The sequence below is a fragment of the Tahibacter sp. genome (assembly GCF_032229445.1).
Taxonomy (GTDB): Bacteria; Pseudomonadota; Gammaproteobacteria; order Xanthomonadales; family Rhodanobacteraceae; genus Tahibacter.
Map to the genome: position 1 here is coordinate 50,659 of NZ_JAVTWC010000046.1, position 14,049 is coordinate 64,707.

Annotated in this window: 14 protein-coding genes; all 14 read right to left on the minus strand. The window is 68.6% G+C overall.

What is annotated here, in order from left to right; genetic code table 11:
* Nucleotides 1-7: 7 nt before the first annotated feature.
* The 14 genes from RUU78_RS09030 to RUU78_RS09095 all read right to left on the minus strand — a co-directional run bounded on the left by RUU78_RS09030 (nt 8) and on the right by RUU78_RS09095 (nt 13,993).
* On the minus strand, nt 8-2,569 hold the full coding sequence (locus RUU78_RS09030; protein ID WP_313915789.1) for a baseplate J/gp47 family protein: 2,562 nt from the start codon (nt 2,567-2,569) through the stop codon (nt 8-10).
* Between the two features lie 9 nt (nt 2,570-2,578).
* Nucleotides 2,579-2,965 carry a GPW/gp25 family protein gene (locus RUU78_RS09035; RefSeq protein WP_313915792.1) on the minus strand — a complete coding sequence of 129 codons (387 nt, stop codon included), beginning with the start codon at nt 2,963-2,965 and terminating at the stop codon, nt 2,579-2,581.
* 15 nt (nt 2,966-2,980) lie between these two features.
* Nucleotides 2,981-3,307 (minus strand): hypothetical protein, encoded by a 327-nt coding sequence (locus tag RUU78_RS09040; RefSeq protein ID WP_313915794.1) that lies wholly within the window; start codon nt 3,305-3,307, stop codon nt 2,981-2,983.
* Nucleotides 3,304-3,879: a phage baseplate assembly protein V gene (locus RUU78_RS09045; RefSeq protein ID WP_313915796.1), complete on the minus strand. Its 576-nt coding sequence runs from the start codon at nt 3,877-3,879 to the stop codon at nt 3,304-3,306. Before RUU78_RS09045 ends, RUU78_RS09040 begins: the two co-directional genes overlap by 4 nt.
* Entirely contained in the window at nt 3,879-5,024 is a 1,146-nt protein-coding gene (locus RUU78_RS09050; RefSeq protein ID WP_313915798.1) for a hypothetical protein, read from the minus strand. Before RUU78_RS09050 ends, RUU78_RS09045 begins: the two co-directional genes overlap by 1 nt.
* A gap of 1 nt (nt 5,025) precedes the next feature.
* Nucleotides 5,026-5,298: a hypothetical protein gene (locus tag RUU78_RS09055; protein ID WP_313915800.1), complete on the minus strand. Its 273-nt coding sequence runs from the start codon at nt 5,296-5,298 to the stop codon at nt 5,026-5,028.
* Between the two features lie 172 nt (nt 5,299-5,470).
* Nucleotides 5,471-6,145 carry a hypothetical protein gene (locus RUU78_RS09060; RefSeq protein ID WP_313915802.1) on the minus strand — a complete coding sequence of 225 codons (675 nt, stop codon included), beginning with the start codon at nt 6,143-6,145 and terminating at the stop codon, nt 5,471-5,473.
* Entirely contained in the window at nt 6,145-6,408 is a 264-nt protein-coding gene (locus RUU78_RS09065; protein WP_313915803.1) for a hypothetical protein, read from the minus strand. The genes RUU78_RS09060 and RUU78_RS09065 overlap by 1 nt, the downstream gene beginning before the upstream one ends.
* Nucleotides 6,405-8,519: an ATP-binding protein gene (locus RUU78_RS09070; protein ID WP_313915805.1), complete on the minus strand. Its 2,115-nt coding sequence runs from the start codon at nt 8,517-8,519 to the stop codon at nt 6,405-6,407. Before RUU78_RS09070 ends, RUU78_RS09065 begins: the two co-directional genes overlap by 4 nt.
* Nucleotides 8,516-9,685: a DUF4255 domain-containing protein gene (locus RUU78_RS09075; protein ID WP_313915807.1), complete on the minus strand. Its 1,170-nt coding sequence runs from the start codon at nt 9,683-9,685 to the stop codon at nt 8,516-8,518. Before RUU78_RS09075 ends, RUU78_RS09070 begins: the two co-directional genes overlap by 4 nt.
* A gap of 2 nt (nt 9,686-9,687) precedes the next feature.
* Nucleotides 9,688-10,632: a hypothetical protein gene (locus RUU78_RS09080; protein ID WP_313915809.1), complete on the minus strand. Its 945-nt coding sequence runs from the start codon at nt 10,630-10,632 to the stop codon at nt 9,688-9,690.
* Nucleotides 10,629-11,369, minus strand: coding sequence for a hypothetical protein (locus RUU78_RS09085; protein WP_313915811.1), 741 nt, complete (start codon nt 11,367-11,369; stop codon nt 10,629-10,631). Before RUU78_RS09085 ends, RUU78_RS09080 begins: the two co-directional genes overlap by 4 nt.
* Before the next feature lie 26 nt (nt 11,370-11,395).
* Nucleotides 11,396-11,914 carry a phage tail protein gene (locus RUU78_RS09090; RefSeq protein WP_313915813.1) on the minus strand — a complete coding sequence of 173 codons (519 nt, stop codon included), beginning with the start codon at nt 11,912-11,914 and terminating at the stop codon, nt 11,396-11,398.
* A gap of 183 nt (nt 11,915-12,097) precedes the next feature.
* Entirely contained in the window at nt 12,098-13,993 is a 1,896-nt protein-coding gene (locus RUU78_RS09095; RefSeq protein ID WP_313915815.1) for a phage tail sheath C-terminal domain-containing protein, read from the minus strand.
* Nucleotides 13,994-14,049: the final 56 nt, after the last annotated feature.

A 14,049-nucleotide genomic window follows, 5' to 3' on the forward strand; every position in this document is an offset into this window, starting at 1 on the left:
GTCTCCGTCAGCGGCGCCCGCCGCTCAGGTTCAGGCGCAGGCGGCCGCGTTCGAGGTGATCGGCGTCGTTGGCCAGCAGCACGACTTCGTCGGCGGCCATCTCGAGCACGGCGTTGCCGGCCGCGCCCGGCGTCGGCGCATTGAAGCGCTGCAGCACGATCGCGATGACGTGCTTCACGCCGGGGATCCGGTGCAGGCGACCCTCGATCGCGCTGCGGTGCAACGCCTGGCCGAAGGTCCATTCGTCGGCGTGGAAGAAGCCGCGGCGTCCGTCGGAGGTCCAGCGATTCGACAGTTCCTGTTCGATCAGGTCGCGCAGGTCTTCGAGCCAGTAGCGCTCGTCGATGCAGACGCTGATCTGGATATCCAGCGGCACGTAGCGCGGCGCGCGCAGCTCCAGGTCCTCGCCGATCAGGCGCACGGCTTCAAGATGTGCCGCGACGCGCGGGCGCAGTTCATCCCAGCGCTGCCGCGCCCGTGTATCGCCGGTCGCCGCGAACCCGCTCGGATCGATCGCGATGCGCACCGTGCGCCAGCTGCCGGTCCAGGCGTAGCGCGCGACCGCACGCTGCACGCCGGGCACTTCCTCGGCGCGGCGCACATAGTCGGCCAGCGTGATTGCGCGCAACTGGCGCGCGCGGAACGCGACCGGCGCCTGGCGGCGCACGCGTTCGGCCGATTCGGGGTCGCGGCCGTCGGTCACGTCGAACGGATTGGTCGCCGCGCTCAGCGCGCCGGCCAGCGCACCCGTCAGCGGCAGCAGGCGCGTGATGCGGTCGGCGCCGACATTGCCGCTGACGTCGCCGCCGACCTGGTAGTGAGCATGTACCACCGCACCCAGCGGCAGCAGGCGTCCGTTGCGACCGTTGCCGAAACGCAGGCGGGTCCGGCGGCGTTCGTCGGTCTCGACCTGTAAGTGATCGCCGTTCTCGGCCGAGTCGTCGCTGTGCACGAGGCTGGGCTGTTCGTCCCAGGGCTCGGCCGGCCCGCCGTGCGCGACCGTGACGACCAGCGTGGAGCGCGCGGGTTCTTCGCCCTCCGCCGCGAGTGCGGCGCGTGGCGGCAGGTAGGCGAGCGGTCCTTCTTCCGCGGGCAGTTCGGCGAAGATCCAGTCGAGTCCATCGCCGTAGCGGTTCCAGCGCTGGAAATGGCGGTGGCGGTCGATGCCCGCGTCGGGCGGCAGGATCGTGCCCGGTTCGCGGAAGTGCACGCGCAGCGGCCGGCCTTCGTAGACCGGCACGAGATTGCCGTGGAAGATCGAGACGTTCTCGACCAGCGCCGGGCAGAACGTGGTGAAGCTGTAGTCGAAGCGCAGCGCGTCGGATTCCTGCCAGTGCACGCGCACGAGCCAGGTGTTCGTGACCGGATCGAACAGGCTGGTCGCGCCGCCGTCATCGGCATCGTCTCCGGCACGCAGGCGCAGCAACTGCCGCTTGGCCGGATTGCGTCCGGGCACGAGACCGGTCAGCGGGTTGAGGCGCTCGACGATCAGCAGCTCGCGCCAATGCCCGTCGCGCACGAGATTGCGCAGTGTGTCGGCGGCCGCCTGGCTGGCGAGTCCTGCGGCGGGCACCAGGTCGGCGCTCGTGCTGCCGGCGGCGAGCGCCGGCTGCGTGTTGCGCCAGGTATGCAGGTGCAGCGTATTGAGCAACGGATCCAGGTATTGGCGCTGCTCCGGCAGCAACGGCTGCTGCCGGCTCGCAAAATGCACCGCGCTCGCGGCCTTCGGATCGCTGCCGGTGTGAGCGACGATTTCCTGATCGGCCAGCGTAAATGGCGCCTGGCCCGCAGTGACGTCGAGCCTGAGCCAGGTACTGGCCTGGTTGCCTTCGTGCATGTGGTAGTCGACGAGGCGCGCATGCCGCGCCAGCGACACGCGCTTGCGCGTGGTGGCGAGATAGGCCTCGCCCATGACGCGGTCCTGGTAGTCGCTGAGTTCATCCGCGGCGGCCGCGAACAGGTCGATCAGTACCTGGTCGAGATCCGCTTCGCTGCTGCTGCGCCAGCCGGGCACGCGCGCGGCCATTGCTGTCATCAGGGTGTGGCGGAATGAATCGTAGTCCTTGGCCAGATAGTCGATCGCCGGGCCGGGCTGCGCCGGACGGCCGGGCCCGGGCGGCGCGCAGTCGTTGCTGAAGCAGCCCGGACGGAACTTGAAGCCCAGCGCGCTGAAATACGGGTCGATCTTCGTCGGATCCCAGATCAGTTCCAGCGTATACGTCGAGTAGTCGCCGACCGGCGCGACGCGCAGCTTCAGGCGCGTCGCATCGATCGCGCTGACGGCGCTGACCTGTACCTGGCCGGCGGCGCTGCCCGCGGCGATGCGCGTGCCGCCGCGGATCCGGAACACCTGGCGCGCGCGCACCGGGTCGCCGGCGATGTCGGCCAGGATCGCGGCCAGATGATGCGAAGTAAAAAAGTGCAATTCAATGTCGGCATGCGTAGGCGACGCGCCGGCGGCCAGTTCGACCAGCGCAAGGCGCAGGCCGTTGAGGTTGTTCGCGGCCAGCGCATCGGCGCGGTCGTCGACGAGATCAGGATTGACGATGGGGGTGACGATGGCGTTCATGCGCGGCGCCTATTGCGAGCGACGCTGGAACTTGACCACGCGCGAATCCGGGCTGCCGGCGGGGCGGTAGCGCACGGTGACTTCGAGCACGGCCGTGGACGGATCGAAGGTGACATCGATGAACTCCACGGTGAGACGGTGGCCGAGCCAGCGCGACAGCCCGCTGGTGATGCGCGCCTTGACCACGCCGCGCAGGGTTTCGGAGGCCGGTTCGAATACGAGCCGGCGCACGCCGCCGCCGAACTCGGGCAGCAGCAGGCGCTCGCCCGGTCCGGTCAGCAGCAGTTGCAGCAGTTCGTCGCGCACATGCGCGGCGTCGTCCGCATGGGTGCCGGTGCGGCCGTCGCTGCCGATGTGGAAGGGGAATGCGAGATGCCGGCCGGACGTGGATGTCATGTCGTCGATGCCATGTCAGAGCCCCTTGCCGTTGGGCTGAACCTGCACGATCACCGCAGGACCCTGCGGCACCTTGGCCGCGTTTTCGCAGATGCCGACGCTGCTCTGCAGCAGCACGGGCGTGCCGCCGACCTGGGTCTGCGTGCCACCGGTCTGCCAGCGGACCAGCACGCAGGGCGAGGGTGCCGACGGCGCGAAGGTGCAGCCGACGATCGCGTGCTGATCGCTGAGCAGCAGCACCGGCGCGCCGTCGACCTTCGCGTCGGTGTTGGTGGTCAGCAGCAGCACCTGGCCGCCGTGCGGGCATTGCACCGTGCTCGCCGTGGTCAGCAGCGGGATCATGGCGGCACCCCGAACGCCATCGCGCCCATGGCCAGGCTGACGCCGGCCTTGCCGAGCTTGATCACGCCGTCGTTCATCGAGATCGCTTCCGGACCGATCGAGATCGTGCACAGGCCGCAGCTCAGCAGGATCTCGTTCGCGCTTAGCGTGATCTTCGGTCCGCCGTCGTGGAGCACTTCGATGGTGCCGGCGTCGTCGTCGAAGACGATGCGATGGTTTTTCTCCGACACGATCATGCGTGTCTCCGGCGCGTCCGGCGTCGGCCGCTGGCCGCCGGACCAGAAGCCGCCGGACCAGATCGGCGCGTCGAGGCGGCCGGCCTCGAACTCGATCCAGACATTGGCACCGATCGTCGGCAGCATGACCTGCCCATGGCCGTCGCCGGCGAACGGCGCGCAGGGCAGGGCCCAGGCGCACGGGTGCTCGCCGAGCAGTGCCGGCACTTTCGCGCGGATGCGGCACAGGCCTTCGTCGTCCTGGTTGTCGGTGACCACGCCGCGGTATTTGCCGTAGTAGGTGCTGGCCGCACGCTGCGCCAGGCGTTCGACGGCCTTGTCCGTCACGTCACTCATCAGAAGATCCCCACGCTGGCGGAAAACGACAGGCTCAGGCCACCGCCGAGCGCTTCGGCCACGTCCTCGCTGCTCGCGGCGCTGACCGAATCGGCCTTGGCCTCGAGTTCCTGGCTGTACTGCGATGGCGTGATGCGATGGGTCACGCGTTCGATCAGGTAATCGCCGCTGTAAGGTGTGGCGCCCGCATCGACACGCACCTTCTGGTAGGGCGTGAGCACGGCCGCATAGCAGCCGGGCACGACCTGGCTGGTCAGGCGATAGACGTAGCCGTCGCGGCGCGCCTGCGCCTCGAGCGCCGCGCTCGCGTCGGCGCGCGTGTTGTCGGCCGGGTGCAGCAGCCGGCGCGGGCGCAGATCCAGCGGCACGGCCGGCAGGTCGCGCAGCAGGCCCAGTTCGCTTGCGCCGTTTTGCAGGCTCGCTACGCCCTGATCATCGATGCTCAGGGTCTGCGCGAAATATTCGCCGCCCGCATCGGGGTCCTGCACGATGCTGGCGTTGACGAGGTTGCGCGCGGAACCCAGCAGCACGAGCGCCGGCAGTGCGCCCGCTTCGGTCGGATCGGGCAGGAAGCAGCCGATGCTCTGGCCAGGCTCGGCGCCGGGCAGCACGTAGACGTGGCGGTCATTGAGCGCCGCCAGTTCGTAGAGGAAATCCATGACCGTGCCGCGCCGCGTCGTATACGCCGGGGTCGCTTCGGTGGGTTCGATATCGGTCTGCGCGATCTGTGCGAAGCGGCCGAAAAGTTCCTCGACGATCGCGCTGTCCCTGGTGAATTCCCACGGCGGCTCGGTTTCCTCGTCGCGGTTGAGGAACGCGCTGTCGTCACGCACGAGCAGCGTCGCGCCGCTGCGGCCGGGCTGCGAATCCAGTGACGCATCGATGCCGACGAGCGGGCCGTCGATCAGCGCGACGAAGTCGCCGTCGCCGACATCGATCTCGACGCGCACGCGCGAGAACGGCTCAGCTGTGTCACCGGGCCAGTGCAGCCAGGCGCCGTTGGCGTCGACGCAGAGCACGACGTTGAGGCGCGCCTCCCAGGGCTGGTCCATGGCCTGGACGACTTCGATGTCCTCGATGCGGCGCAGTTCGTCCTCGCTCGCCGCGCGTTCGCCGAACCAGACGCGGAAGCGGGCCTCGCCCATCTCAACGCTCCGGCATCAGCAGGGAGTCGCCGGGCGTGGCGGTCAGCGTGCGGCTGTCCAGCGCCGTGTTGGCGTCGGCGATATGCCAGTAGCGCGTCGCATCGCCGTTGAGTTCGTGTGCGTAGAGATCAAGCCGTTCACCGGACTGCACCTGGCGCGGCGTGCCCGCGACCGGCGTGAGCCGGCGCAGCTTCAGCGCGCGCACGGACTCGCCGGTCGCGAGTGTGGTCTCGACGGTTTCCACGTGGGCGTAGCGCGAATTGGGCAGGAACACGGGAATCTCCTGAGAGCGTTGGGAGCGCCTTACAAAACGAGCGAATAGCGTGGGGCCGCGCACTGGCTCCTTCCCCTTCAAGGGGAGGGCTCAAACCGACGCCAGTGAACCCGCCAGCCCGTTGGTTTTTTTGAGTCAACGCGGCGGTGACTGTGTGGTGCTGTTCGATGCTTCATAGAGGAATCAATTCGACGATCTGTTCCGCGGTATTGGCAAGGTTAGCCATCGCCTGGGCCTCCTTGGCGATGGTCGAATATTCGAGCGCGCCCTTGGCCAGCGTGTCGTCGGAACAGTCGTCGGCGGCGATCACGCTGAGCGACAGGTCGACCTCGGCGCGCAGCGGGTTGAGCAGGGAGTCGTAGTCGAGTTCGGTGATGCTCATCGAGTCGATGGTCACCGGCAGGATGCGCGTGAGGCCCCAGATAAAAAGTATCTTCGGATACTTTTCGCGCGGGATCGGCTGCGCCGGTGCGTCGTCGCCGTCGCCGTCGCCGCCGAGCATGTCGCCGATCGCATCGAGGGCGGCGCCGAGAAGCCCGGCAAGCTTGCCCGCCGGCACCACCATCTTCTCCAGCGCGGCAAGCTGCGGGCCGATGCCGAACAGCTTGGCCAGCACCTTGTCCTCGTCGAGCATGTTCGCGGCGCTGAAATGCGCCTTGAACGAGACCTTCTCGATCGTCTTCTCGCCGGCCTGGCTGGTCTCGCGCTGCGTCGCCGAACTCGGCCGCGCCGGAATCTGCAGCGTGCGCGAGAGCGATTCCGGATTGAACTGGAAGATCACGACATTCGGGATCGGCCCGATGAGGCCCGCGCCGTATTCGATGAGCGCGCCGCGCAGCAAAGGCATCAGCGGTCTCCGGTGCTGCGCGCGACGATGCGGCGCGCGATGCGGCCGGCCAGCGCGGCCGGGTCGGGCGATGCCGCGCTCGACAGTCGTCCGGCGTCGAGGTGTTGCGCCGGTTGCGCGCTGCGCGGCGCCTGCGCGAGCTGCTGTGCGATGGCCGGGCCCAGCGCCTGCGCGATGGCCTGTGCGGACTCGGGCGCGATGCCGCGCAGGTCGAGGTCGAGACGTTCGATATGCAGGCGCTGGCGCGGCCGTTCGGTACTCATGAGCTGCTCCTTTGCGCCGCGATGAGCGGGGCATATGGTCCGAACTGGTCGAGGCTGTGGGCGCGTTCGAGCTTGTCGTACTCGCGCTGCACGGCGCGCACCACGGCGGGCATGTCGAGGCGGCGCGCGGCTCCGGCCTGGGCGCTCTGCAGGCAGGCCTGGAACACGATGGCGCGGATATGCCCGCCGGCCAGCGCGAAACGCTGTGCGAGGAACGCGAAATCTAGCGCGCTCGCGTCGACCTGCGGCGGAATCACGCTGCGCCATATGCGCTCGCGCTCGGCCACGCCCGGTAGCGGGAACTCGATCACGCTGCGCAGGCGGCGCAGGAACGCCTCGTCGAGATCCTTGCGCCGGTTCGTGGCGAGGATGGCCATGCCCTTGAAGCGTTCCATGCGTTCGAGCAGATAGCTGATTTCGAGGTTGGCGTAGCGGTCGTGCGCGTCCTTGACCTCGGTACGCTTGCCGAACATCGCGTCGGCTTCGTCGAAGAACAGGATCAGGTCGGCCGCATCGGCCGCGTCGAACAGGCGGCGCAGGTTCTTCTCGGTTTCGCCAATGTATTTGTTGACGACCTGGGACAGGTCGATGCGATACAGCGGCAGCCCGAGTTCGGCCGCGAGTGCCTCGGCCGCCATGGTCTTGCCGGTGCCGGGCGGTCCGGCGAACAGCGCGGCGAGGCCGCCTTCGTTCCAGGGGCGAGCCGTGCCCCAGTCGTAGTGCACGCGCGTGAGGTTGTGCATCGCGGTGACGAGTTCACTGATCTGGGCCGCTTGTGCGCTGGGCAGCATCAGTTCGTCCAGGCGAAAGCGCGGCGGTACGAGCTGGGCCAGGCTGCCGAGGTCGAGATCCGCGCGCACGGTCGCGAACACGCTGGCGGCATCGGTGCAGTCGAGCTGGCGGATCTGCGCGGCGAGTCGCTCGATCGCGCGGCGTTCGTAGCGGAAGCGCCGCGCGAGTTCGGCGCGCAACTCCGGTGCCTGCGCCGGCGCCAGTTCCTGCCAGCAGGCCAGGCGCTGGGCATAGTCGAGCGCTGCAACCGACAGCGGCGGCAGTGTCGCGCCGAGGCTGCCCAACTGGCTGCGTTCGTGCAGCCCGACGAACACGACCAGCGGCAGCCCGGGCAGCGGCAGGTCTGCGCCGCCGTGATCGTGCCCGGAGGCGGGACAGACGCTGTCGCTGGACAGATACAGCGCGCAGCCGCGCAGCCAAGCCACGGTCATCAGCACCGGCAAGTGTTCGCGCGACAGCGCCGTGTCCGGCCGCACGAGATCCAGACCGACGTGTGCGGCACAGGTCGCGGCGATCGCCGCGAGCGGCGCATCACGCGTGCCGAGCAGCGGCAGGATGCGGCGCCGGTGCGGCGTGGCCGTATCGGCCTGCAGGCTTGCCGCGGCGCGGGCCAGCGCGGACGCGTCGCCGTCGCAGGCTGCCGCGGGCGCCACGCGCTGCAGCGCCTGCGGCAATTCGCTGCCGGCAAACAGCAGTTCGCGCGCGACCAGCGGCGGTACCGCCAGCGGGGCGTGCCAGTCGGCCGTGCCCAGCAGCACGCCGTGGCGCAGCAAGGCATGGCCCGGATCGAAGCAGCGCAGCAGCGCGTCGGGATCGTCCCAGAGGCGCTGGGCCAGGGCCAGGGTCGGTGCGGTGCGTGCGGTTTCGTTGAGGCAGCTGCCGATGACCGCGCCGGCGGCCGCGTCGGCGGCCGGCAGCAGCGCGAGCGCGAGCACGAAGCAGTCCACCGGTGCGAGAGCGAGATCGTGCACGAGCCAGGCGAACGAGCCACGCACCGGTGCGGCAACGGCCGGTGCGCTTGCCGCGATCCGCTCGCCCAGATGGCGCGCCGTCGGGTCGGTGGTGAAAAAAGTCCGTTTGTCGCGTTCGTAGCGTTGTAGATCCAGTGCCGCGAGCGCGCGGTCGACGGTCGGCGGCAGGGCGCTGCCGGCGCCGCCGTCCGCCCCCTGCAGGCTGCGCTCGCGCCAGAGCCAGCCGATCTCGCGGCGTAGGCGCAGCGTGGCCTGTGACAGCCAGTAGCCGCCGAGCGCGTCGTGGCCGTGCAGGCCGGGCGTGAACGCCGCGGGCTCGAGCGCGAGCGGGCGCAGGCTCGCGCTCATGGCACGGTTACCGCGGGACTGTTGCGCGCCTGCTGGCCGTTGACATAGAGCACGACGCGGTAGCTGCCGGCCGGCGCGATGGTCTTAGCGCCGACAATGGTCAAGGTCTGCTGGTTGGCGGTATGCGTGAACGTATCGAATAGCCAGGCCGTGCTGCCGTCGCTGATCCGCTGCAGCAACACGAGCACGTCATCGGAGGCCTTGCCCAGCAGTTGGCCGCCAAGCACGAGATCGTCCGTGACCCAGTTCACCGCGCCCAGGCGGGGCAGCAACTGCACCGCAAGCAGGTTGCTCGAGCGCAAGCGTCCGCCGTTAAGCCGCCGCCGCGCAATCAATGGCAACTCGCCGGCCGACAGCGTCGCACCCGACGCAATCGGCGTGCCCGGACTGCCTTCGGCGACGAGCCGCAGCCGCGCGGGATGGCGTTCGACGATCTGCAGCGGCACGTCGCCGAGCAGCACCTCCAGGGTGCTGCCGTGCAGGTCCTCGCCGGCCAGCAGCAACGCCGCACCGGCCTCGAACGCGGTGGGCTCGGCGGAATCCAGTCGCGTGCCCAGCGACGGAATCGCGGTGAGCTGCACACCGTCGCGACCGATCACGCTCGATGGTGACGTCGTGTAGTCGACGCCGACCAGCAGTGAACTCGTCGGCAGCGTGCCCGGCACGATCATGATCGGGCGCATCTGGAACGCGACCGAGAGCCGGTAGCGCTCTTCCGCGCCCTGCATGATCTTCGAGAGCAGATCGACGGTGGATTCGTCGAAGGTCAGCTTCAGCGGTTCGGGATTGTGTTCCAGCGCCTTGCGCACACTGGCGTCGACGAGCGGATCCAGGCGCAGGTAATTCAGCTCATGCAGTGCCGCCATGCCGCGGCCCAGCAGTTCGTGCGCACTGGCGGTGTCGCTGTTCTCGTCGTCGTCGAACGCGGTCAGCAGATATTTCAGCACGAGCCACAGCGGCGGCGGACGGCCTTCCTGCAGCGGCTGGTTGCGCAGGCTCGCGTCGAACGCGGTCTCGTAGAGGAACAGATTGAGCTTGGCGGTGCTGTTGCTGGCGGTCGCTTCCTCGGGCTTGCCGATCGCGACATCGAAGCCGCGCCGGATCAGGTGATCCTGCAGCAGCAGCGTGACGGCGCCTATGGCCCGGCTGGAGTCTGCGAGGGCCATGGTCAGATCCTGCGCAGCAGGCGTCGCGCGACGGCATCGCGCGACGCGGGACGGTTTGGCGCGCGCGGTGCAGCGGCGGCGGGCGCTGCCGGCGCAAGCCGGGTCTGCGCGGCCGGTGCATCGACGCGGACATGGATGGCGCCGATCGACACCTCGACGAGTTCGCCGCCGGCGGCGTCGTGTTCGCGCGGGCGGCGCGACGCGAGCGACGGCATCGCGGGCTCGCGCAGCCAGGCTTCGATCGCCGTGCTGCGCACCGGTGCCGCGTCATCCCGCTCGCGCGCGGCGAGCGGCGAAGGCGGCGTGGGCGCTGCATCGGTCGGCGATGGTCCGTTCGGCGTCGGCGGCTGTGCGCTGTCGGCATGCGCAGCGCGCTGCACCGGGGCATGGCCAGGATCGATGCCATGCGGATCGGCGGCGATCCACTGCAAGGCCGCATGGACACGCGAGGGACCCGCGCTCACGCTGGTGGGGGCCGAAGTATCCGTCTCCGGTATGGCGGCATACGGTGAACCCGTGTCCGCGAAAACCGGGACGCTCGACCCGTCGGCACGGCTGTCGCGATGCACACCATTCGCCGCAAGCGGCGGCGGTACGGCGGCCGGCACGGCGGCATGCGCCGGCGCAGTCGTCGGGGATGGTGATGCGACGGCTGCGGCGCGCACGCGCTGAATCGATGCCTGCGGTGATGTCTGCGGTGACGGTTGCGGTTGCGCCGTCGTCGTTGGCGGCGCGGCGGTTGCGGAGCGCGCTCCGCTCTGTGTGTCTGGCGCCACTGCCGGTGTCGCTGCGGCGGCGGCTGCCGGATGTGTCGCCTCCATGGCGCGCGTGCCGGCGGTCGCTTCTTCCAGTCCCGGCGGTGGTGCTTCGCGCGCGTCGTGCGGACGCTTCGAACCCGCGGTGGCCAGGCCGCTCGCTCGCATCAGCGCGCCGAAATAGTCGCTCATGCGCACTCCTCGATCAGCGCGAGGTACTGTGCGCGCCGCGCCGCCGGCAGGGCCAGCACCTCGGCTTCGCGCCAGCCGTAATTCGACGCCAGTACATGGATTTCGCGCAGCAGTTCGCGCTGGACGCGGCCGAGACGTCGCAGGGCCAGGCCTTCGAGATCAATGGCGACTTCGGCCGGCGTTTCACAGACCGGGCAGGCACAGGCCACGGTGAAATCGACAAGCGGGTCTCGCGCGGCGATCGCCGCGCCCACCGCGGTTTCGTCGCCGTCGTCGAGTTCGCCCTCGAGCAGCAGGCTCTCGCACATCGCGCGCACCGCCTCGGCGCGCGTGGCCGGCTGTGCCGCATGCCAGCGCCGCAGGTCGTCGCCGCACGGCAGGCGCAGGCGCGCGTGGCGCTGCGGACCGAGTTGCACCGCAATCGTGCCGTCTTCCGTGTCGGCGCATGGCAGCCCCTGCAGCGGCAGTTCGAACTCGAAGGTCTGCGCACACCCCGCGGCGCCGCAGACGGCGGTCAGTCCGAGGCGGTCGCGACGCTCGGTCGCCGCCAGCACATCGAGCAACGCCTGCGTGCGCCGGCCTACGGCCTGCGACCACCAGAATGCGACATCGGTCGAATCGCTCGCCCGCGCGAGCAGCGCGGTGACGAGCGCCGGCCGGTCGGCCGTCGCAAAATCCAGGTCCAGATCGGCCGGCTGGCCCAGTGCGCGCAGCGCGCGTGTCGAAGTGGCGTCCATGGCGTCATGCCTCGCAGCGTTCCATATCAGGCGGCGAGCACCGGTTCGGTGGGCTCGGACACGTCCGGATCGCGCTCCCAGCCCTCGTTTTCCAGCTTGATGGTCTGTATCGCGATGGCGTTGGCATTGGCGTCGAGATCGGGCATGGCCTGGAATTCCGACACCCAGCAGCGATAGATGCGATAGCTCAGCACGACCTGACCGGTCTCGTTGTAGACCTCCAGGATCACGTCCTTGCGGAAATCCTTGAGGCTGGCCTCGGCGCCTAGCCCGGCGCCGACATGCCAGACCTTGTTGGCCCACGCTTCGAATTCCAGGTCGTGGGTGACGCCGCGCTCCAGCGTGATCGCCTCGTACTTGGTACGGCCCGGCGACTTGCGCGAGGTCGACGGATCGCCGCCTTCGCGGTGCTCGACGACTTCGGTGCTGCGCTTGAGCGAGCCGACCTTGCTGACACCGGCGACATAGCGCCCGTCCCACTTGATGCGGAATTTGAAATTCTTGTACGGATCGAAGCGATGCGTGTTGACGGCGAACTGGGCCATGGCGACAACTCCTGATAAACGTCAGAACTCAAAAGCTAGCCGCTTGTTATGGAGCCCCCTTGAGTCAAGGGGGCGGCCAAGCGCGCAGCGTCTGGCGGGGTTGCGAAGATCTGGTGCTGAGTACAAGAACGGTAGTGCCAGGACTTGTTCAGAACTTCCCTGGTACAGGCCAAAAAAGTGGCGCTACAAATCCCCGGCGATCTGCTGAATCGTCAGCACGACGAATTCCGCAGGCTTGAGCGGCGCGAAGCCGACGAGGATGTTGACGATGCCGAGATTGCGGTCGGCCTGGGTCGTCGTCTCCTTGTCGCACTTGACGAAATACGCTTCCTGCGGCGTCTTTCCCTGGAACGCGCCCTGGCGGAACAGGCCGTTCATGAAGGCGCCGAGGTTCAGCCGTATCTGCGCCCACAGCGGCTCGTCGTTGGGCTCGAACACGACCCACTGCGTACCGCGGTACAGGCTTTCCTCGAGGAAAAGCGCGAGCCGGCGTATCGGAATGTATTTGTATTCATCGCCGAGCGCGTCATTGCCGCGCAGCGTGCGCGCACCCCAGGCGACACGGCCCGCGGCGGGGAAGTCGCGCAGGGCGTTGATGCCGAGCGGATTGATCAGGCCGTTCTCGCGGTCGTTCAGCGGAATCGTCAGGCCGAGCACCCCGTTGAGCGAGGCATCGATGCCGGCCGGCGCCTTCCAGACACCACGCGTCGCATCGGTGCGCGCATACAGGCCGGCCAGTGTCCCCGACGGCGCGAACGGGCGTGGACGGTTGCCGTCGAGCGGGTCGGGCAAGCGCAGCGGTGGGAAATACGTGGCCGCGTTGATCGCCTGCAGCTGGCTGAAGCTGCCGGCCCAGGTCGCGATATTGCTCAGGGTGCGATTCGACGGCGCGTCGGCGATGAAGAACGCGCGATGCTCGTGGCAGAACACGATCGCCGCGTTGACGAGTGCGGCCTCCTGGCCGCCGCTCATGTCGAAGGTTTCGGGAATGCACAGGATGTTGAACAGGTCCACGTCGAGCAGCGCATACATGCCGGTCTTGGCCGCCGGGGAACCTTCGAGATTGATGGGGCCGCCGCGGTCGCCGTCCTCACCGACGATCGATGGCGCGGTGTTGCCGATGACCGCCGGACGATGCTCCGCGGCGCCGGTGACTTCGCGGCCGCCGTTGAGCAGGCCGAGGCCGAGCTTGGCGGCGAGTCCTCCCGTGCTGCCGCGCGCGACGGAAACGCTGGAGAAGCGGCCGGCCGTCTTGGAGCTGATCTTCAGCGCGCCGGTGCCGGCGGTGCCGTCGGGTTTGGTTTCCGCGGCTTCGATGTCGGCAGTCAGTCCCGCGGTCGCGATAGCCGTGTTGACCTTGGAGGCGAGGATGGCGATCGTCGCCCACGGCGCGTCGGGAATGGTCAGCACGAAGGAATCGGTGCCGTCGAGTGTGACGCCTATCGTGTTGTTCGGCGTCGTGAGGATCGGAATCGTCGTGATTTCCTTGCTGATCGCGTAGCCGGCTTTCGCGAACACCGGCGCACCGACGATTTCCGTCGTGATCAGCGCCGAGTTGTTGTTGATGACCGACGCGAAATAGCTGTCGGAGCGGTCGTTCATGCTCAGGTTGCGGTGGATCTCGACGGGCGCGTAGCTCACGCCGTCGGCTTGCAGCCGCGACACGACCAGATTGAAATCGGAGTCCGGGTTGCGCGTGCCGGTATGCTGGATCGCGATACGCAGGTCGTTGCCCCAGCGGCCGGGACTCGATGCCAGGATGCGCACGATGTCGGCGCCGGCGGCATTGTCGATCACCCAGGTCGTGGTCTGGAAGTTGATCGCGACACGCACGATGATGGCCTGAGTGCCGCCGTTGCTGAAGAACTGGCGCACCGCATAGGACAACGGGCTGTCCCGGTCCAGGCCACCGTAGCCGCGCTCGAAATCCGGGTAGCTGGTGATCGTGACGGCCTTGTCGGGCACGCCCTTGCGCGTGTAGCCGACGAATGCAGCGATCGACGTGGCCACGCCGGTGATGGTGCGCACGCCGCTGGACTTCTCGACGATGTACACACCGGGATAAGTAACCTGGACCATCTCGCCTTCTCCTTTGTGCTGGCGGCAAGCGGCGGCGGACGTGCGCCGGAACCGTC